Annotated in this window: 16 protein-coding genes and 2 pseudogenes; 15 read left to right on the top strand and 3 right to left on the bottom strand. The window is 69.0% G+C overall.

Translation table 11 applies throughout. The annotated features are described in order from the left end of the window. Positions 1–58: 58 nt before the first annotated feature. The 10 genes and pseudogenes from ASF27_RS02920 to ASF27_RS22975 form a co-directional block, all read left to right on the top strand. Positions 59–1,324, top strand: a complete 1,266-nt coding sequence (locus tag ASF27_RS02920) for a DUF2254 domain-containing protein (RefSeq protein WP_056357550.1) — start codon at positions 59–61, stop codon at positions 1,322–1,324. A 52-nt stretch (positions 1,325–1,376) separates the two neighbouring features. Beyond that, positions 1,377–1,715 carry a hypothetical protein gene (locus ASF27_RS02915; protein ID WP_056166140.1) on the top strand — a complete coding sequence of 113 codons (339 nt, stop codon included), beginning with the start codon at positions 1,377–1,379 and terminating at the stop codon, positions 1,713–1,715. 4 nt (positions 1,716–1,719) lie between these two features. After that, positions 1,720–1,968, top strand: a complete 249-nt coding sequence (locus ASF27_RS02910; RefSeq protein ID WP_056357547.1) for a hypothetical protein — start codon at positions 1,720–1,722, stop codon at positions 1,966–1,968. Between the two features lie 138 nt (positions 1,969–2,106). Continuing rightward, positions 2,107–6,642 carry a rhamnan synthesis F family protein gene (locus ASF27_RS02905; RefSeq protein ID WP_056357544.1) on the top strand — a complete coding sequence of 1,512 codons (4,536 nt, stop codon included), beginning with the start codon at positions 2,107–2,109 and terminating at the stop codon, positions 6,640–6,642. 262 nt (positions 6,643–6,904) lie between these two features. Continuing rightward, on the top strand, positions 6,905–7,792 hold the full coding sequence (locus ASF27_RS02900) for an STAS domain-containing protein (protein WP_056357541.1): 888 nt from the start codon (positions 6,905–6,907) through the stop codon (positions 7,790–7,792). Positions 7,793–7,798: 6 nt separating this feature from the next. After that, positions 7,799–8,197: an STAS domain-containing protein gene (locus tag ASF27_RS02895; RefSeq protein WP_056166151.1), complete on the top strand. Its 399-nt coding sequence runs from the start codon at positions 7,799–7,801 to the stop codon at positions 8,195–8,197. Beyond that, on the top strand, positions 8,178–8,582 hold the full coding sequence (locus tag ASF27_RS02890) for an anti-sigma regulatory factor (protein ID WP_056166155.1): 405 nt from the start codon (positions 8,178–8,180) through the stop codon (positions 8,580–8,582). The genes ASF27_RS02895 and ASF27_RS02890 overlap by 20 nt, the downstream gene beginning before the upstream one ends. Before the next feature lie 2 nt (positions 8,583–8,584). Beyond that, positions 8,585–9,589, top strand: coding sequence for an ATP-binding SpoIIE family protein phosphatase (locus ASF27_RS02885; protein ID WP_056357538.1), 1,005 nt, complete (start codon positions 8,585–8,587; stop codon positions 9,587–9,589). After that, positions 9,586–9,963: pseudogene (locus ASF27_RS22980) on the top strand (anti-sigma regulatory factor); the annotation flags it as partial. The gene ASF27_RS02885 and the pseudogene ASF27_RS22980, both read left to right, overlap by 4 nt. Before the next feature lie 357 nt (positions 9,964–10,320). Next, positions 10,321–11,484 (top strand): annotated as a pseudogene (locus tag ASF27_RS22975) (ATP-binding protein); the annotation flags it as partial. A gap of 27 nt (positions 11,485–11,511) precedes the next feature. On the opposite strand, the gene ybaL reads toward ASF27_RS22975, so the two are convergent. Further along, positions 11,512–13,332, bottom strand: a complete 1,821-nt coding sequence (gene ybaL / locus ASF27_RS02875; protein WP_056166163.1) for a YbaL family putative K(+) efflux transporter — start codon at positions 13,330–13,332, stop codon at positions 11,512–11,514. A gap of 270 nt (positions 13,333–13,602) precedes the next feature. Between ybaL and ASF27_RS02870 the strand changes: the two genes are divergently transcribed. From ASF27_RS02870 to polA, 4 genes are read left to right on the top strand one after another with little or no spacing between them, the layout of a single operon-like run. Next, entirely contained in the window at positions 13,603–14,754 is a 1,152-nt protein-coding gene (locus tag ASF27_RS02870) for a YihY/virulence factor BrkB family protein (protein ID WP_056357535.1), read from the top strand. Between the two features lie 51 nt (positions 14,755–14,805). Further along, the gene (locus ASF27_RS02865) at positions 14,806–15,102 is read left to right on the top strand and encodes a nucleotidyltransferase domain-containing protein (RefSeq protein ID WP_056303095.1); all 297 of its coding nucleotides are present in this window, start codon (positions 14,806–14,808) and stop codon (positions 15,100–15,102) included. Then, a complete protein-coding gene (locus ASF27_RS02860) occupies positions 15,092–15,439 on the top strand; it encodes a HepT-like ribonuclease domain-containing protein (RefSeq protein WP_056263259.1) in 348 nt (115 codons plus the stop codon). Before ASF27_RS02865 ends, ASF27_RS02860 begins: the two co-directional genes overlap by 11 nt. 43 nt (positions 15,440–15,482) lie before the next feature. Next, on the top strand, positions 15,483–18,560 hold the full coding sequence (polA, locus tag ASF27_RS02855) for a DNA polymerase I (protein ID WP_056166173.1): 3,078 nt from the start codon (positions 15,483–15,485) through the stop codon (positions 18,558–18,560). Between the two features lie 17 nt (positions 18,561–18,577). Here polA and ASF27_RS02850 read toward each other — a convergent pair whose 3' ends face one another. Next, positions 18,578–18,919: a hypothetical protein gene (locus tag ASF27_RS02850; protein WP_056357532.1), complete on the bottom strand. Its 342-nt coding sequence runs from the start codon at positions 18,917–18,919 to the stop codon at positions 18,578–18,580. Positions 18,920–19,179: 260 nt separating this feature from the next. Between ASF27_RS02850 and ASF27_RS02845 the strand changes: the two genes are divergently transcribed. Next, a complete protein-coding gene (locus tag ASF27_RS02845; protein WP_056357529.1) occupies positions 19,180–19,902 on the top strand; it encodes a DUF4142 domain-containing protein in 723 nt (240 codons plus the stop codon). A 56-nt stretch (positions 19,903–19,958) separates the two neighbouring features. Here ASF27_RS02845 and ASF27_RS02840 read toward each other — a convergent pair whose 3' ends face one another. Beyond that, a complete protein-coding gene (locus ASF27_RS02840; protein ID WP_056166181.1) occupies positions 19,959–20,717 on the bottom strand; it encodes a hypothetical protein in 759 nt (252 codons plus the stop codon). Positions 20,718–20,761 lie beyond the last annotated feature (44 nt).

Here is a 20,761-nt window from a genome sequence, read left to right as displayed (position 1 = left end):
GTTTCGGCGAAGCCGTGAGTCCAGGCCACCGACCCCTCGACCAGAACGGTGTGATTCCTTGGCCTCCACGGTGCTCTATCATCTTCGGCGCGGTGCCCGCCGACCGTGGGTGCGGGTCGCCCTGTTCAGCGTGGCGGGCGTGGGCGCGGCCCTCGCCTCGGCCCTGCTCGCCCCCCTGATCCCGCCCGATCTCGGGAACTCCATCGGCGCCAACGCCGTCGACCAGATCCTGTCGCTGCTCGCCACCAGCATGCTGCCGGTGGCGACGTTCTCCCTGGCCACCATGGTCCAGGCCTATGGCGGCGCCACCAATACGGCGACTCCGCGGGCCGTGACGTTGCTCATGGAGGACACCCGCGCCCAGACGGCGGTGGGCAGCTTCATCGGCGCGTTCGTCTACGGCGTCGTCGGTCTCATCGCCCTCAAGGCCCATATCTACGGCGAGCAGGGCCGCGTGATCCTGTTCGGCCTCACCCTCGTCGTCCTCGTACTGGTGGTGGTGACGCTGGTGCGCTGGATCGACACCCTGTCGCATCTCGGCCGCGTCGGGGAGACCATCGACGCCATCGAGGTCGCCGCGAGCGGCGCCATCCGGCGGCGGGCGGACGCGCCCTATCTCGGCGGCCTGCCCTGGTGTCCGGCGCCCGCAGGCGCGACCCGGATCGTGGCGGCGCGCGCGGGCTACGTCCAGCATGTCGACGCCGCCGGCCTTCAGGCCGCCGCCGAGGCGAAGGGCCTCGTTGTTCACGTCGCGGCTTTGCCGGGCCGTTTCGTTCATGCCGGACGCCTGCTGGCAGAGATCGCCGCCCCGACCCATGGACCCGTCGACGACGCGACGCAGGCGCGTCTCGTCGCTGCTTTCGTCATAGGGGCACGCCGCACCTTCGACGACGATCCCCGCTTCGGCGTCATCGTCCTCACGGAGGTGGCCTCTCGGGGCCTGTCGAGCGCCATCAACGATCCCGGCACCGTCGTGGACGTGCTCGGGGCCCTGGTGCGCGTGCTCGCCCTCTGGAGCGAGCGGAGGGCCATGGCCCCGGCCGCGCCCCTCCATCCGCGCCTGCGCGTGCCCGGCATCACCACGGACGAGTTGTTCGAGGACGCGTTCGCCCCCATCGCCCGCGATGGGGCCGGTACGGTGACGGTCGGCCTGCGCCTGCAGAAGGCGCTGTCCGCCCTGTACGCGGTGGGTGACGCGGAGTTCGCCCGCGCGGCGCGGCATCACGCCGACCTCGCCCTCGTGCGGGCGGAAGCGGTTCTGTCCATCCCGGCCGATCTGGCGGTCCTGCGGGCGGCCCGCGACGATCTCGGTCGTCCGGATTGAAGCAACCGGGCGCCCCCAGGCGCCGTTGTTCCCGTAACCACGGAGGACACCCATGACCGACGAGCCACGCGAGCGCCCCTCGCTGAAGGATTTCGACGCTTACGCCGATCGCAACGGCCAGGATCTCGGCCAGGACGACGCCCGCGACATCGGCCTTCCCTCCCGGACGCAGGCGGACTTGAGGGGCGATCCGTCCGGCGAGGCGGAGACCGCGCGTATCGCCTCGGGCACGCCCGGCTCCGATGCCACCGACGAGACTGAGGCCGAGACGCCCCCGGAAAATCTGCGCCGCCTCGGCGATGCCGCGCAGAAGTCCGGTGGCCCCGAGGGTGCCGCCGCCGAGGCCATCGATCGGGCGACCGCCCCGGTCGGCACCGACGCGAAGGCCTAGAATCATGGTGGAGAAGTCCAATCCCACCGACGCCGCCACCCGCAAGCCGGACGACGACGTCGGCACCCCCGGCGAGCCGGCCGTAGGCGGTGGCGGTCACACCGCCGATCAATCCGCCATCACCGACCAGACCCCCGGCGGCCTCGCGGACGGGCAACGCAAGGATGACTGGGACCAGGGGGGTGCCCCGGGCCGCAATACGACCTCTGTCGGCGGATCCTCGGACGGACAATCCGACCGCAGGCGCTCCTGAACCACACGGGTTCCCGCCGAGCATCGAGCGTGTCCGCCTGTGGTGGGCCCGTTCGATGGACCGGCGTGGACCCGACTCGCCGGATATGCCAAACGAGCGCCCGGGCGAAACTCATTCGCACGGCTCGAGCAGGACTTCATGCGGCGCTTCTCCAGGACGATCGCGGATTTCTCCAAGTCCCGTGCGGCGCGACCTTCGCCCAAGACGATCCGTCTCTTCGACAAGCTCTTGGATCGGACGTTCTACCTCGCCGACAATCCGGACGTCGCGGCGCAGGGCACCGATCCCATGCGCCACTTCATCGAGCACGGCGAGGCCGAGGGGCGAAGCCTTCATCCGCTGTTCGATCCGGTCTGGTACCGGGAGACCAACCCGACGGCCGGTCCGCTTCCCCTGCGGCACTTCCTGTCCGGCCAGGGGGGCGATCCGCATCCGCTCTTCGACGGCCGGTGGTACCGCCAGACCTATCCGGACGTGGTCGGCTCGAACCTCGATGCCTTCCTCCACTACATCGCGCACGGTGCCCGCGAGGGCCGCGATCCGCATCCGCTGTTCGATACCGCCTGGTATGTCGCACGCCATCCCGAGGCCCGCCGCGCGCCCCTCGTCCATTACCTCTCCGGGCAGGGGACCTGGCCGCATCCGCTGTTCGACGACGTCTGGTACCGACAGGCGCATGCGAAGTCCCTCGCCAGCGGTCTGAACCCCCTTGTCCAGTACGTCGCCGGAGGATGGCGCGAGCACAATCCGAACCCGTTCTTCCACCTCTACTGGTATTCCGATCAGGTGCCCGAACTGGCCGGGCGTGCGAGCAATCCGCTGATCCACTATGTGCGGACCGGTGAAGCCGCCGGCCTCCAGCCGCATCCGCTGTTCGATCCCGAGTGGTACCGCGCGCAATGCGCCGGAGCCGCCCTGCCCGGCGAGCCCCTGGCCTCGCCCCTGGCCGATTTTCTCCACCGGGGTGGTCCCGCCGGCTTGAGTTCGCACCGGCTCATCGATCCGGCCTGGTATTATTCCGTCAATTCCGACGTGGCGGAACAGAACGTTCCGGCGGCGCGCCACTACCTCGCCTATGGCTGGGTCGAGGGCCGCAATCCGCATCCGCTGTTCGACATCCATTACTATCGGCGCACGAACCAGGACGTCGCCGATGCCGGCCTGGAACCCCTGACGCACTACGTCGCCAATGGATTTCGCGAGGGCCGCAGCCCGCATCCGCTGTTCGATACCCGCTTCTACGGGCGGCACAGCCCCGACGTGATCGAGGCCGGACGCGATCCCCTGACCCATTACCTCACCTACGGCGCCGCCGAGGGACGCGACCCGAACGGGTTTTTCGATTCCCTCTGGTACACGCGCCAGCACGAGAGCCGGCTCGAGAACGGCAGCCTCAACCCTCTGATCCACTACCTCTCGGCCGGCGCCCGCGAGAACCGCGATCCCGGCCCGCTCTTCGACCGCGAATTCTACCTCGCGCATAACCAGGACGTCCTGCACGCCGGCATCGATCCGCTGCTGCACTACATGACCGGTGGTCATGTCGAAGGCCGTCAGACCCGGCCGCCCGACCGCTGGAGCGAGATCTGCTCGGTCACGGACATTCCGAGCGAGATCCGTCGCGACCCGCCGCCCCTGGCCGACCGCGATGTCTGCTTCTTCGTGACCTACACCCCCGACGGACGGGTCCACGACCACACCCTGACGTATCTCTCCGCCCTCAAGGCCGAGGGGCTGACGGTGGTGGTGATCGTGGCGACGGACGGCCTGTCGCGCGCCCTGCCGCCGGACCTCGACGCCATGGACGGTCTGCTCGTCCGGATCAATCACGGCTGGGATTTCGCCGCCTGGGCGGCAGCCATCGCGACCTTCCCCGATGTGTGGAAGGCCCGTTCCCTCATCCTGACCAACGACAGCATCTACGGGCCGGTCGATCGCGGCGATTTCGCCCGGGTGATCGCCCGCGTGCGCACCAGCGAGGCCGATCTCGTCGGCCTCACCGACAGCTACCAGGCCCGCCCGCACCTGATGAGCTACTTCATCGGGCTCACCCGCACCGGCCTCGCCGCACCCGGCATCCGGCGCCACTGGGCGAACGTGAAGAGCATCCGCGACAAGCTCGAGGTCATCAAGGCCTACGAGATGACGCCGCTGGCCCATTGGGACGAGGAAGAGGTCGCCGTCGAAATCCTGTTCCCGACGGACGACGACGAGGACCTTCCCGTCAACCCGACCCTCGTGCGCTGGCGCGAACTCCTCGCGCGCGGCTTTCCGTTCCTGAAGGTCCAGCTCCTGCGGGACACCCTCGAACAGGCCGACCCCACGGGTTGGGAAACCACCCTCGACGGCAACCCGACCCTGCGCGGAGCCATCGAGCGGCACCTCGCCGTCGTCGCCCCGACGGCCATGATCCCCCCGAAGGGTGTCGCTGTCCCCGGACCGGATGTCGACGCCGGCAGCATCCTCGAGGACGAGCCCGAAGCGGTGGCCGCGCCCGAGGCGAAGCCCGGGCCGACCCTGCGCCCGGTGCCGGCGCCGCGTCGGCGCTTCAAGCGCAACGTCGCGGGCCAGACCTTCTACGGCGCCACGCAGAGCATGCGGCCGCGCGAGGCCACGGATCTGGCCCTCGAAGTCCCGTTCGCCTACGGCCCCGCGGCGGCGGCCGGCCCCGTGGCGGTGATCCTCCACGTCTTCTATCCGGAGATGATGCCCGAGCTGCTCGGGCGGATCGCCAACATTCCCGTGCGGGCCGACCTCTACGTCTCGACGGACACCCCCGAGAAGCAGGCCGCCATCGAGGCATCGTCCGCCGCCTACGCGAATGGGTCCGTCGAGGTCCGGGTGTTCCCCAACATCGGCCGCGACATCGCCCCGACGCTCATCGGATTTCGCGACGTCTTCACGCGCTACGACACCTTCCTCCACATCCATTCGAAGAAGTCGCCCCACGATCCGCGCTTCGCCGAGTGGCGGGACTACCTCCTCGACAACCTGCTCGGCTCGCCCGAAGTCGTCGCCTCGGTCCTGCGCCTGCTGGCCGAGGGTGATGTCGGCGTAGTGTTCTCGCAGCATTTCGGCGAGGTGCGCCCCCTCCTGAACTGGGGTTACGATTTCGACTTGGCAAAGGACCTCCTGGCCAGGGCCGGCGTGACCCTGCGCAAGGACTACGTCCTCGATTTTCCGTCGAGCTCGTTCTTCTGGGGCCGCACCGCCGCCCTGAAGCCCCTCCTCGATATCGGGCTCGACTGGTCGGACTTCCCGGCGGAAGCCGGGCAGATCGACGGAACCCTGGCGCATGCCATCGAGCGCTCGCTCCTGTACTTCGCCGAGGCCGCCGGCTTCCGCTGGACCAAGGTGGCACGCGCCGGCACCGGCACGGACGAGACCCTGGTTCCCGTGCCCACGGAGGCCGACGTGGCGACGGGCCTGACCCGGGTCTATCGTCCCCTGCTCGGCAATCCCCTGCGGCCGAGCCAGCAGCGGCACCTGTTTCCCGACGTGACGCCCGTGGCGACCCGGTCCGATCCGAGCTCTCGCCCGCGCCTCAACCTCGTGCTGCCGACCCTGCACCCGAAGCACATCTTCGGAGGCATCACCACGGCCCTGCGCACCTTCGAGGGGCTGGCGGCCGCACTCGGCGACGGCTTCGACCGCCGGATCATCTGCGGCTACGTCCCCATCGACCTCGAAACCATGGCGGGCATGCCCGATTACCGCCTCGTCTCCCTCGGCTCGCCCTACGACGCGTTCCCGCGCACCGTCGTCGACGTCAACGATGTCGACAGCGGCGAATTGCCGATCCGGGCCGGCGACATCTTCATGCCCACCGCCTGGTGGACCGCCACCAGCAGTTATCTGTTCCAGGAAGCACAGGGCCGCTACCACGGCCGCGAACTGCCGGTGCTGTACCTGATCCAGGACCACGAGCCGGGCTTCTACGGCTGGTCGTCGAACTACTCGATGTCGCGCGCCACCTACGCCAACCCCGACAAGACCATCGCGCTCATCAATTCGGAAGAGCTGGCGAACTACATGCTGCGGCACTACGCACTGACCGATGCCAGCATCGTGCGCTACGCCGCCAATGCGAAGATCCGCGGCGCCTTGAGCGTGAAGAAGCGCGAGCGCATCATCCTCGTCTACGGGCGTCCCTCGACCCCGCGCAACTGCTTCGAGACCCTGTGCGCCGGCCTCTCGCTCTGGCAGCAGGCCGAACCGACGTTGGCGGCGAAATGGCGGATCGTCTCGGCGGGCGAGGATTACGATCCCGCACGGGCCGGCGGCGTCTACAACCTCGAGGTCTGCGGCAAGCTCTCCCTGGAGGATTACGCCGACATCCTCAGCCGCGCCTCCGTCGGCGTGTCCCTGATGGTGTCGCCGCATCCGAGCTATCCGCCCCTGGAGATGGCCCATGCGGGCCTGCGCACGATCACCAACGCGTACGAGTGCAAGAATCTGAGTGAGCGCAGTCCCAATCTCACGTCCCTCGATTCGCTCACGCCCGACACCCTGGCGCAAGCGCTCACCGCCCTGACGCGGGAAGCCGAGGCGGAGATCGGCCGTGTCCGGCCGTTCTGCGAAATCGCTGCCCTGCCCTGCCCCCTGCCGGATTACGACCCGGCGGTCCTGGCAGAACGCCTGCAGGGTCTCGTCGGGGCGCCGGCGGAGGCGTGACGGCTTTCGGCTGACCGTCGAACCCCGGAAGATCGGGGGCCCCGCCCAGGGTGGCCCTGCGCAACGGTTCGTCGGCGCTCGCGATGCCTTCGAACCGGAGGCGAATGGCGGAGGCGCCGATCGCGGCACCCTCGCGGCCGTCATCCGGGGACCGGGGAGGGGACCCCAGCCCGGATGGGAGGCCGCTTGGCAGCCCTGTCATTCTATGACCATGTGCGCGGGGTCGGGGGACGGGTCTCCCCGCACAGGGGAGGCGGCTTGAATGGCGATCGACGGGATCCAGGTTCTGGTCCGGACCGTGACCGGCGATGAGGCCGCGATCCTCGAATCCTGGCTCGGTCTCCTGAAATCGGGCGGCTCCCTCCAGACAGGGCGCATCCGCGAGGTCGAACTCCAGGCCCAGGCCCGTACCGTGTTCGGGCAGTTGCGCGACGCCCTGGCGTCCGGAGAGGGCGATGGGCACGCGGCCCCCTACGAGACCCTGCGGGAGACCCTCGCGGACATCTCGCGCTCCCGGGCGATCCAGGGCTTCACGCCCACCGACACGGCCAATTTCGTGCTCTCCCTGAAGGAGCCGATCCTCATCGCCCTGGATGCGGCCAACGCCGGCGACCTGGCATCGCTCGTCGCCGGCACGCGGGCGGCCAACCGGCTCCTCGACGGCCTCGGCCTCTACACCATGGAAGTGTTCCAGACCGGTCGCGAGGAGGTCATCGGCCGACAGAGCCAGGAGATCGCCGAGCTCTCGACGCCCGTGGTCCAACTCTGGGACGGCATCCTCGCCCTGCCGCTCATCGGCACCCTCGACAGCGCCCGCACGGGCGTCGTCATGGAGAACCTGCTGCAGGCCATCGTCGACGAGGAGGCGGAGATCGCCATCATCGACATCACCGGCGTGCCCACCGTCGACACCCTGGTGGCCCAGCACCTCCTCAAGGCCATCGCGGCCGCCCGCCTCATGGGTGCCGACTGCATCATCTCGGGCATCCGCCCGCAGATCGCCCAGACCATGGTGCATCTCGGCGTCGAGCTGAACGTCGTCTCGAAGGCGACCCTCGCCGACGCCTTCGCCCTCGCACTCCGGCGCACCGGCCGCACCGTGGTGCGCCGCGCCGCGCCCGCGCCCGTCGCGGCCGACGACCGGCGCTGACGGTCCATGGACCGGATTCCGATCCTCAAGCTCGGTGGCGCCCTCATCGTCACCATCCAGGTCGACATGCACGACCGTCTCGCCATGGCCCTCGAGGAGGACCTGACGAGCCGGATCGCGGCCACGGGCGCGCGCGGCGTGCTCATCGAGATCTCGGCCCTCGAGATCGTCGATTCGTTCATCGGGCGCATGCTCGACAACATCGCCGCCATCTCCCGGGTGCTCGATGCCGAGACCGTGGTGGTGGGCATGCGTCCGGCCGTCGCCATCACCCTGGTCGAGCTCGGATTGACCCTGACGGGGATCAAGACGGCCCTGAACGTCGAGCGCGGCATGGCCCTGATCCAGGCCCGCCTCGACGAGGACGGCGACCTGGGGAACGCGCGTGCCTCCCGCGAAGATTGAACTCCTCCCCATCCGCTCCGGCGACGACGTGGTCCGGGTCCGTCAGGCGACGCGCGCCCGCGCCATCGAGATCGGCCTCAGCCTCGTCGATCAGACCAAGATCATCACCGCCGCGAGCGAACTCGCCCGCAACACCCTCGATTACGGCGGCGGCGGCGAGGTTACCGTCGAAGTGGTGCAGGCGGGCGCGCGTCGGGGCGTGCGCCTGACCTTCGAGGACAGGGGGCCGGGCATTCCCGACATCGCCCGGGCGCTCACCGACCACTACACCACCGGCGGCGGCCTCGGCCTCGGCCTCGGTGGAGCCAAACGCCTGTCCAACGAGTTCCATATCGAATCGACGCCCGGCGTCGGCACCCGCGTGGTGATCGCGCGCTGGAAATGAGCATGATCTCCGTTGCCGTCACCGAGTCGAGCCAGGTGGCCGACGCGCGCCGCCGTGCCGTGGCCTGCGCGCACGACCTCGGCTTCGACGAGACGGCGAGCGGACGCGTGGCCATCGTCGTCACCGAACTCGCCACCAACCTCGTCAAGTACGGCAGCGCCGGCGAGATGCTGCTCGGCCCGTTCCAGGACGAGAGCGGGACCGGTGTCGAAGTCATCGCCCTCGACAAGGGGCCGGGCTTCGCCAACCTCGACGAGGCCCTGCGCGACGGGCATTCCACCGGTGGCAGCCCCGGCACGGGTCTCGGCGCCGTACGCCGCCAGTCGCAATCCTTCGACATCGCCGCTTGGCCGGGGCGGGGCACCGGCCTCGTCGCGCGAATCCAGGCGGATGCCCGTGCGACCCCTGCCCAGCCGTCCCACGGCGCCGTGGCCGTGCCCCTGCGCGGCGAGGAGGTGAACGGCGACGCCCATTGCTTCCTCGGCGCGGGGGTGGGCGAGGAGCTGGGCTGGACCCTCCTCGTCGCCGATGGCCTCGGGCACGGGCCGCAGGCGGCACAGGCCTCCACGGAGGCGGTACGCCTGTTCCGCAAGAATCCCGAGGCCGCGCCGGGCGAAATCCTGACCATCGTCCATGCGGGCCTGCGCCACACGCGCGGCGGGGCGGTGACAATCGCCCGCTACGAGCCCAACCGGGGTGTGGTGACGGTCGCCGGCATCGGCAACGTCACCGGCGCGGTGGTGAGCGGCGCAACCGTCCGGCGCACGGTGTCGCTCGCCGGCACCGCCGGGCACGTCGCCCGCCGCATCCAGGAATTCGAGTATCCGTTCCAGGCCGACGACCTCTTCGTGCTGTGCTCGGACGGCCTCGTGACGGGCTGGTCCCTCGACGGCTATCCGGGGCTCAACGGCGCCCATCCGAGCCTCATCGCCGGCATCCTCTATCGCGATTTCGCGAGGGGGCGGGACGACGCCACCGTCGTGGTGGTCCGGGGCATCACGCCATGACGCTCGCCCTCGTCTCGATGCGGATCGAGGGCGAGGACGATGTGACGGCCGTACGTCAACGGGCCCGCCACCTCGCGGAGCATCTCGGCTTCGGCGTGCAGGACCAGACCCGCATCGCCACGGCCGTGTCGGAGATCGCCCGCAACGCCTACGGCTACGCGAAGGGTGGCCGGGTCGAGTTCCGCCTGGACCTCATCGGGGGAAGCCAGGCCTTCGTCATCCGCATCGCCGACCAGGGGCCGGGAATCGCCGATCCCGCCGCCATCCTGGAGGGGCGCTATCGGTCGCGTACCGGGCTCGGCCTCGGCCTGATGGGCGCGCGCCGCCTCATGGACCTGTTCGACCTCGAAACCGAACCGGGCCGGGGCACCCGCGTCACCCTGGGCAAACGCCTGCCGGCGGGCCTGCCCGCCCTGACCGCACCGCAGGCGGCGGCCATGGTCGACGCCGTCGCCCGGGCCCAGCCCGACGATCCCCATGCGGCCATCCGCGAGCAGAATCAGGCCCTCCTGCGCAGCCTCGCCGAGATCGCCGAGCGCGAGGAGGAGGCCCAGCGCCTCAACGCCGAACTCGCCGAGACCAACCGCGGCGTCGTCGCCCTCTACGCCGAACTCGAAACCCAGGCCGGTCAGCTGCGCGAGGCGGGCGCCACCCTGGAGGCGCAGGTCGCCGCCCGCACGGCGGAACTGGCCGAGGCCAATGCACGCCTGCGCGCGGAAGCCGCCGAGCGCGAGCGGATGGAGGAGGATCTTCGCCAGTCGCAGAAGATGGAGGCGGTCGGCCAACTCACGGGCGGCATCGCCCACGATTTCAACAACCTGCTCACCGGCATCGTCGGCTCCCTCGACCTGATGCAGAGCCGGATGGCCCAGGGACGCCACGAGAACCTGCAGCGCTACATCGAAGCCGCCATGTCCTCGGCCAACCGGGCGGCGGCCCTCACCCACCGCCTCCTCGCCTTTGCCCGGCGCCAGCCCCTCGACCCGCGCGCGACCGACGCGAACGCCCTCATCGTCGGCATGTCCGACCTGCTGCGCCGGACCATCAGCGAGTCCATCGACCTGCGGATCGAGACCGATCCCGGTCTCTGGCCGACCCTGTGCGATCCGAACCAGCTCGAGAACGCGATCCTCAACCTCGCCATCAATGCCCGCGACGCCATGCCGAATGGCGGCACCCTGTCGATCCGCACGAGCAATGCGCGTTGGGACGAGGCCGAATCCGGCAAGCCCGGCGATCGCTCCGAGTATGTCCGCATCCGCGTCGCCGATACCGGGACCGGCATGACGCCGGAGGTGATCGCCCGGGCCTTCGACCCATTCTTCACGACGAAGCCCCTCGGGCAGGGCACGGGCCTCGGCCTGTCGATGATCTACGGCTTCGCCCGCCAGTCCGATGGCCATACCCGCATCGAGAGCGTGGTCGGGCAGGGGACGGCCATCACCCTCTATCTGCCGCGCCACCGGGGCGAACTCGACGAGACCGTCCCGGACGCGACGGTGACGACGCGCCCGCGCGGCGACGGACAGACCGTGATGGTGGTCGAGGACGAGCCCGTGGTGCGCGACGTCATCATGGAGGTGCTCCACGACCTCGGCTACCGGGCGATCCAGGCCGTGGACGGACCCTCGGGCCTGCGCGCCCTGTCCGTGGCGGGCCGCGTCGACCTCCTCGTCACCGATGTCGGCCTGCCGGGCCTCAACGGGCGCCAGCTCGCCGATCAGGCCCGCCTGGCCCGTCCCGATCTCAAGGTCCTGTTCATCACCGGCTACGCCGAGAGCGCGGCCGTCTCGGCGGGCTTCCTCGAACCCGGCATGGCGATGATCACCAAGCCGTTCTCGGTGGACACCCTGATGACCCGCATCCAGGCGATGATCCGCGATCCCGTGGTGTGACGTGCGGGCTCCCTGCGATGGAAGGCGTCATCCCTCCGTCGCATCCTCCTTGTGCGGCCGCAGTTCCGGCACGCCGTGGTCGATCCCGGCCTCGACGGGGGCCGAACGGCTCTCGACGCGGGTGCTGTCCACGAAGATGCGGGCTTCGCCCTCCTTCAGGCCGAGGCTGCGCAGGGCGTAGAGGGTCATGCCGAAGGCGAGTTCGCGTTCGGCCATGAGCACGAGGCCCACCCCCCGCTCCTCGAAATGGCGCCGCTCCGTGTCGCTGTGGGTGCGCACCAAGGTATCGATCCCCGGGCTCATCTCGCGGGCGAGTTCCACGAGGCGCCGCGCCGTGTGCGGCTCGGGCGTCGCGATGACGATGATCCGCGCCGCCTCGATATCGGCCGCGTGCAGGATCCCGGGCGCCGTGGCGTCGCCGAACACCGCCTCGATGCCGTCCTTGCGCAGGTCGAGGACCCGGCGGCGGTCGCGGTCGACGACGATGTAGGGCAAATCCCAGGCCTTGAGCGCCTTGCCGATGGTGCTGCCGACGCGGCCGTAGCCGACGACGATGGCGTGACCGCGCCGGGAAGCGGTCTCGAGGGAGACGGCCAACGCGTCCACGCCGCGCCGCTCGAAGCGCGCGGCCAGCTTCGGCCGGGCGGCGACGGACCGTCCGACCCAGTCCGTCAGGGCGAAGAACAGCGGGTTCAGGGTGATGGACAGGATCGCGCCGCCGAGAATGAGATCGCGTCCCTCCGTCGGCAGGAGTTTCAGCGACAGGCCGAGGCTGACGAGGATGAACGAGAACTCGCCGATCTGGGCGAGACTCGCCGCGATGGTGAGCGCCGTACCGAGGGGATGCTTGAAGGCCAGTACGATGGCCACCGCCGCCGCGGACTTGCCCACCAGGATCACGCCGAGCACCGCCAGCACCGACAGGGGCTCGCGGATGAGGATGCCGGGATCGAACAGCATGCCGACGGACACGAAGAACAGCACCGCGAAGGCATCCTGCAGGGGCAGGGAATCGGCCGCCGCCTGATGGCTCAGATCGGATTCGGCGAGCACCATGCCGGCGAAGAAGGCGCCCAGCGCGAACGAGACGCCGAACAGCTCCGCCGAACCGAAGGCGATGCCGAGCGCCAGCGCCAGGACCGCGAGGGTGAACAGTTCGCGCGAGCCCGTGCGCGCCGCCTGATCGAGGAGCCAGGGCACCACCCGGCGGCCTCCCACCAGCATCACCACCGCGAACACCGCGACCTTGGCGAGGGTCAGACCCAGGGTGAGCCAGATGTTGCCGTCGCCGACGTGGTGCGCGCCGCCCGCGCCCTCGCCGCCAAGGGACGGCGCCAGCGCCGGCAGCAGCACGAGGGCCAGCACCATCGCCAGATCTTCGACGATGAGCCAGCCCACGGCGATGCGGCCCTTGTCGCTGTCGAGGAGGCGTCGTTCCTCCAGGGCACGCAGGAGCACCACGGTGCTGGCGACCGACAGGGCGAGGCCGAAGACGAGGCCGGCCCCGACGCCCCATCCCCAGGCCCAAGCCAAGCCTCCGCCCATGGCGGTCGCCGCCGCGATCTGCACGATGGCGCCCGGCAGGGCGATGGTGCGGACCGCCATCAGGTCCTTGATCGAGAAATGCAGGCCGACGCCGAACATCAGCAGGATCACGCCGATCTCGGCGAGTTGGCCGGCAAGCGCGCTGTTGCCGACGAAACCCGGCGTGTAGGGGCCGACGAGGACACCGGCCAGCAGGTAGCCGACGAGGGGCGGCAGCCGAAGGCGCTGCGCCAGCATCCCGCACACGAAGGCGAGCACGAGGCCTAGGGCAATGATGGCGATCAGCTCGGTCGCATGCGGCACGGGGCGTCGGTCTCCAGTCGAGGTTGCGCGGGATCGGGCTACCGGTCGCCCCTTCGCCCGTGTCGCGGGCAGGGGCAAGCATCGTTCCAGCCTCCTAACGACGCGGATCGTTAAAATCCGTGCCGTGAGTCACCCTGGAAGGAGGATCGGGCATCCTGGATGCGCCGATGGATATTGAATTCACGTTCGCGTGAAACTTCGGTGACTCCTGGCCGGTTGTCGAGGGGGTAGCGTGCCGAGTCGCGGGCCAGCGCCTGGAAGGACGAAGGTATGGCAGAGCGCAACGACGCCGAGATTTCCGACGGTACGGCCCCGAACGGTCCGACGATGGTCTGGACCCTGGCCCTGGCGACGGCGCTTCTCGGCTTGGTGGCGCTTCCGCGTCGGACCGGACGGGAGGCCCGAACGGAGCGTCCGGAGCCCACCCGCGAGCCTTCGCCGTCCCATGCGGGGGCCGACGCCAAATCCGTCGCCCGGGCCGAGCCGGAGCGGGGACGCGGGGCCTCGAAACCGTCCGAGATTCCCGCCAAGGGTTGGAAGGACATCGCCCTGCGGGTCTTCCACGACATCTCCGAGAACGCCATCGTGTCGGTGGCGGCGGGCGTGACGTTCTACGTCCTCTTGGCGATCTTCCCGGCGGTGGCGGCCCTCGTGTCCTGCTACGGCCTCGTCGCCGATGTCGCGACCATCAACGATCATCTCCAGAACCTGCAGGGCATCGTGCCGTCCGGCGCCCTCGACATCGTCGGCGACCAGGTCAAGCGCATCGCAGAGAAGGGCGACACCACCCTCGGAATCACGTTCTTCACCGGCATCGCCCTCTCGCTGTGGAGCGCCAATGGCGGGATGAAGGCGGTCTTCGCCGCCCTCAACGTCGTCTACGAGGAGCGTGAGACCCGCAACTTCGTCTGGCTCAACCTGCGCTCCCTCGCCTTCACCGCCGGCGCCCTGCTGTTCGTGGTCCTGGCGCTGGTGGGCATCGTCGTGGTGCCGGCGGTGATCGGCATCGTCGGCCTCAGCACCGAGGCCTGGTACATCGCCCTCCTGCGCTGGCCGGTGCTGCTGCTCGCCGTGCTGGGTGGCCTGGCGCTGCTCTATCGCTACGGCCCGAGCCGGGATGCGCCGCGCTGGCGCTGGGTGACCTGGGGCAGCGCCCTCGCGGGGGTCGCGTGGCTCGTCACGTCCCTCGGTTTCTCCTGGTACGTCGCCAACTTCGGCAAGTACAACGAGACCTACGGCTCGCTCGGGGCCGCCATCGGCTTCATGACCTGGATCTGGATCTCCACCACCATCGTGCTCGTGGGCGCCGAGATCAACGCCGAGATGGAGCACCAGACGGAAGTGGACACCACGGTGGGGGCGGAGCAGCCGCTCGGCACCCGCGACGCGCGGATGGCCGATACGGTGGGCGCAGCGCGCTGAGGGGCTTCGAGGTGCTTCAGCCGATCCTGGATTTCAGCTAAGGTCCTTTTCATGGACCGTGCAGCCGCCATTGATATTCTACGAAGCCACGAGGGCAAGCTGCGGAAACGCGGTGTTCGGCACGCTGCTTTGTTTGGCTCAGTCGCACGGGGCGATGCCACGGCAACGAGCGACGTCGATGTCGTGATCGTGCTCGACCGTGAGACCGTGCGTGATGTGTACGACTATGTCGGCGTCGTCCATTTCATCGAAGACATGTTCCCCGTCACCGTCGATGTCGCCAATCGCGAGACTTTCGAGGAGCGTGTGCGCCAAAACGCTGAACGCGACGCAATCGATGCTTTCTGAGCGCGAGCATTCTGCGTGCAGCGATATTATCGCGAATGTCGAGAAAGGTCGCCGCTTCACTCGCGGGATGACATACGAGACGTTCGCTGCCGATGAGCGCACGGTCTACGCAGGGGTGCGTTGTCTCGAAATCAACTCTGAAGCGAGCCGGCGCCTCACGGCGGAAACCAAAGAGCGGCACCCGCATGTTCCTTGGCGTGTGGTCGCCAATGCGGGAAACGCCTATCGACACGGCTACCATCGCGTCGAACTCGACATGATGTGGTTCACGCTCACGGAGCGCCTGGACGAACTCGTCGCAGTCTGCCGTATCGAAGTCGCGTCGACACCTCCTTAGGGTCGGCAAACTCACGAATCCCTCTCTCGAACCTGCGTGGCCGATGACCGCTGTCTCCTCCGAAAAGCCCGTCGGCCCCGGCGATCAGATCATCCTCGTCGATGGCTCGTCGTTCATCTTCCGCGCCTACTTCCAGTCGATCAACCAGGACCAGAAGTACAACACCCGCCCCTCCGACGGCCTGCCCACGGGCGCGGTGCGATTGTTCTGCACCAAGATCGCCCAGTTCGTGCAGGAAGGGGCGGCGGGCGTGATGCCGACCCACCTCGCCATCGTGTTCGACAAGTCGGAAGGCTCGTTCCGCAAGGAACTCTATCCCGACTACAAGGGCCACCGGCCGGACGCGCCTGACGACCTCAAGCGCCAGATGCCGCTCATGCGCGATGCCGTGCGGGCCTTCGGCCTCCAGCCCATCGAGCTCATCCGCTACGAGGCCGACGACCTCATCGCCACCTATTCGCGTCAGGCCGAGGCGCGGGGGGCCGGCGTCATCATCGTCTCGTCCGACAAGGACCTGATGCAGCTCGTGGGCCCCCTGGTGCGGTTCTACGATTTCGAGTCGGGCACCAAGGGCAAGGCCGGGCACCGCCCCGAGCGCAACCTCGACCGCGACGCCATCATCGCCAAGTGGGAGGGGCTGACCCCCGAGCAGATCGGCGACGCCCTGGCGCTCATCGGCGACACCTCGGACAACGTGCCGGGCGTGCCTGGCATCGGCCTGAAGACGGCCGCCGCGCTGATCAAGGAATACGGGAGCCTCGACGCGCTGCTGGAGCGGGCGGGCGAGATCAAGCAGCCCAAGCGCCGCGAGACCCTGCTGGCCAGCATCGATCAGGCCCGGCTCTCGCGAAGGCTCGTGGCCCTCGAAGAGAACGTGCCGGTTCCGATCCCGTTGGACGACCTGCGCCTGCCGAAGCCCGATCCGCAGAAGCTCGTCGGCTTCCTGAAGGCCATGGAGTTCAACACCCTGACGCGGCGCATCGCCCAGATGCTCCATGTCGACCCGGAGGCGGTGCAGCCCGATCCGGCCCTGCTGCCCCAGCGGGCCGAGGCCGAGGACGCGCCCTTCGCGGCGCAGGCCCTCGGCGACCCGGTGCCCCTGGCCCCCGGGGAGGGGCCTGAGATCGATCCCTTCGCCGATCTCGGTCTGCCCGATGTCGCGCCGAAAGCCCGCCGATCCTCCGAGGCGACGCCCGCCGACCTCGTGGCGGCGCGCGCGGCGGAGTCCGTCAAGCCGTTCGACACCGCCGCCTACGAGACCATCGGCCTCGTCGAGCAGCTCGACGCCTGGATCGCCGAGGCCGAGGAGGCGGGAATCGTCGCCGTCGACACGGAGACCGACGCCCTCGACGCCATCAATTCCAATCTCGTCGGCATCTCGCTCTGCGTCGCGCCGGGGCGCGCGGCCTACATCCCCCTGCGCCACCTCGATCCCGTCACGGCGAGCGAGGGCGACCTGTTCGGCGACGCCAAGGCCGCCACCGACGTGTTCCAGCCCGCCGCCGGGCAGATCGATCTCAAGGTGGTGATCGCCCGCCTGAAGCCGCTCCTCGAGAATCCGGGCGTGCTCAAGGTCGGCCAGAACCTCAAATACGATCTGTCCGTGCTCACCCGCTACGGCATCGACGTGGCGCCGTTCGACGACACCATGCTGATCTCCTACGTGCTCGATGCCGGCAAGGGCGGCCACGGCATGGACGAGCTCGCCCGCCGGCATCTCGGCCACCAGCCGATCACCTTCACGGACGTGGCCGGGACCGGCAGGGCGAAGATCACCTTCGACCGGGTGCCCCTCGACAAGGCCACCGCCTATGCGGCCGAGGACGCCGACGTGACCTTGCGCCTGTGGCGGATGATGAAGCCGCGCCTCGTCGCCGAGAAGCGCGTCACCGTCTACGAGACCCTGGAGCGCCCCCTGGTGTCGGTGGTCGCCCGCATGGAAGCGCAGGGCATCCGGGTCGACCGCAACATGCTGAGCCGCCTGTCGGGCGACTTCTCTCAGATCCTCGTGCGCCTCGAGGAGGAGATTCAGGAGGATGCGGGCGAGAAATTCCAGGTGTCGTCGCCGAAGCAGATCGGCGACATCCTGTTCGGCAAGATGGGCCTGCCCGGAGCCAAGAAGACGCCGAACGGCCAATGGGCGACGCCCGCGACCCTGCTCGAGGAACTGGCCCAGGCCGGCCACGAGTTGCCCAAGAAGATCCTGGAATGGCGCCAGCTCGCCAAGCTGAAATCCACCTACACGGATTCGCTTCAGCAGCATGCGGACCGCGAGACCGACCGGGTCCACACCTCGTTCTCGCTCGCCGCCACCACCACGGGCCGGCTGTCGTCGTCGGACCCGAACCTGCAGAACATCCCGATCCGCACGGAGGAGGGCCGTCGCATCCGCCGCGCCTTCGTGGCGGCGGAGGGCAATCGGCTGATCTCGGCCGATTACAGCCAGATCGAACTGCGCCTCCTCGCGCACATCGCCGATATCCCGCAACTGCGCCAGGCGTTCGCGGACGGCATCGACATCCACGCGGCCACCGCCAGCGCCATGTTCGGCGTGCCGCTGTCCGAGATGACGCCGGACCTGCGACGCCGCGCCAAGACCATCAACTTCGGCATCATCTACGGCATCTCGGCCTTCGGGCTCGCCGACCGCCTCGGCATCGGCCGCGAGGAGGCCGGCGCCTTCATCAAGCAGTATTTCGAGCGCTTCCCCGGCATCCGCGACTACATCGACACCACCAAGCGCCTGTGCCGGGATCTGGGCTACGTCACCACCCTGTTCGGCCGGGTGTGCCACTATCCGCAGATCCGTTCCAACAACCCCAACGAGCGGGCGAGCGTCGAGCGCCAGGCCATCAACGCCCCGATTCAGGGCTCGGCCGCCGACATCATCCGCCGGGCGATGATCCGCATGGAGGACGCGCTCAAGGCGGAGAAGCTCAACGTGCGCATGCTGCTGCAGGTGCACGACGAACTCGTGTTCGAGGCGCCGGAGGACGAAGTCGAGAGGGCCTTGCCGGTCATCTCTCGGATCATGGTCGAGGCACCGGCGCCCGCTTTGACGTTGAAGGTGCCTTTGGTGGTGGAGGCGCGGGCGGCGTTGAACTGGGAGGAGGCGCACTGAGCTACCGCAAAAGGTCCTCAGCCTTCGAAGGTTATGTCCGAACCGATCAGCAGGTGGCGGGCATTCTTCGGAACCGGGAAACCGTAGCCATCGCCGGCCTGCTCCCATACGAGATGGCCGGCGCGATCGCGATGATGAGGGCTCCGATAGGGATCGAAGCCGATCCGTTGCAGGGCCAAGTGCAGGGCCTGAACTTCGTCGACCCCCGTGGCGAAGCTGCTCACTCGGCCGTCAGGCCAGTGGATGTCGTAATGGCAGGTCCAGGCGCCTTCGTCGGGTTCGGGGCCGCCGAGTTCAATCACGACATCGGTCGTAATGTTATCCTTGATCAGTCTCAGCGTTCTCGACGCAACGATCATCGGCGACTCCCGAGTTTCAGAACGGCCATCCGCCCTGTCCATCGGCCGAGGATACGAGGAAAGGCCCGGACATGTCCGCTTCGACGCCCGGATCTCGCAGCCCTCTCGCTCTGGGGCATGCACGCATAACGTGAAGCTTGGTGCGCTGCAGCACAGCCATGCACTCCAAGCGGGAACACCCCCCTTAAGAAAGCGTTGCCGGCGGACGACACGTTGCATCACCACAAGCGCCATCAAGGCGCGTGAGGACATTCTCCGCCATGATCAACACCAAGCTTCTCGCCGCCCTCGGCGTCTCCTTTGCCGCCCTCGCCACCCCGGCGCTGGCCCAGGAGCCCCTGTCGTTCCGCGTGGCGCCGCAATACGACGCCAACTCCGTCGAGGCCCGTGACACCTCGGCCTTCCGCTCCGCCGCTCTGAAGTCGGATGCGGTCAGCATCGAGTCGAGCCGCATCGCCCTGGAGCGCTCGCGCAACCCGAACGTACGCAACTACGCCAAGAACGTGCTGGTCGAGCGCGAGGCCACCACCAAGGCGCTGCTGCCCGAGGGTACCTCGCTGACTGCCGGCGGCACCGTCGTCTCCGACAGCCAGCCCTTCGAGACCCGCCTCGACAACCCCGTCGGCGTGGTGCTCGCCCCGGTGACCATCTCGGCCTCCATCGCCCAGAAGATCGTCGGCGGCGTGCTTGGTGGCGTCGGCCTCGTCGACAACAGCCCCGGCGAGCCCGGCCGCCGCGTCGCCATCGGCCCGGAGGGTCAGGCCCGCATCGACAGCCTGAAGAACGCCCGCAGCGCCCGCGAGTTCGACCGCACCTACGCCCGTCAGCAGGCCCGTTCGGACGCCCGGACGCTGGGCCTGTACGAGGCCTATTCGCGCAACGGCGACAACGCCCAGGGCCGCGAGTTCGCCAATCAGGCGCTTCCCTACATCGCCAACCAGCACGGCCACTCGGCGATCTTGGCCGATCGCATCGGCGGCTGATCCGCACCGCGTCTCCTAACGAAAGGGCCGCCCCGATGGGGCGGCCCTTTCTCGTTTCAGATGGCGGCGGCCGGGTCTCCGCCGAGGGGATTGCCCTCGTCCTCATTGCGAGGGTCGGCCCTGCGGCGGGACCCGCGATCGAGGAGCGAGCGGCCGAGCGCCCGGAACGGCGCGGTCAGCCGCCGCGCATCGTCGGCGCGCTCCATGAAGCGCTCACCGTTGCGGATCTCCTTGTCGAGCTTCGCCATGGTGCGGGCCAGCGCCGGGTCGTCGTCGTCGAGCCAGACGTCCACCGTCCGGGCGAAGGCGATGACCACGCCCTGAAGCTTGAGGCGCCCGAGCGGCCCCTCGGTGTTGATGCCGGCCGCCGCCAGCATGAAGCGGTGCGAGTTCAGCGCGACCCCATTGAGGGCCAGCATCGAGAGCGGATCGCCGCGCAGGGACTGGGAGATGCGCCGAAGGGCGTCCTTGTAGGGCGTCATCGCATCGAGGCGGCGCATGAGCACGTCGAACAGCCGCTCGCGGGTCGGCTCCTCGGCGAGATCGGTGCTGTCGCCCTCCAGAACCTTGCGGTCGATGATCCTGGCGAGTCCACCCAGGACTGCCCCCTTCGACGGAAACAGGTCGCGGAACTCGGCGAGACTCAAGCCCGCCTCGCGGGCGATGTCGCCGACCTCGATGTCGTTCCAGGGCTGCTCGGCGGCGAGCCGCATCAGGGCTTCGACGGCCGCCTCGCGGGGCGAGGATTTCGGCGCGGCCGGGGCCGTGTCGGCAGCGTCGCTCTCGGCGGCATGACGCGGGGAAGATTTGGGCATGGATGGTCCTCGGGGAGTGCGATCCTCGTTCGTGTCCCGGTCCA

The organism is Methylobacterium sp. Leaf102 (genome assembly GCF_001422425.1).
GTDB lineage: Bacteria > Pseudomonadota > Alphaproteobacteria > Rhizobiales > Beijerinckiaceae > Methylobacterium.
Note: the sequence above shows the minus strand (reverse complement) of the source record. Positions and strands in the feature narration are given on the sequence as shown.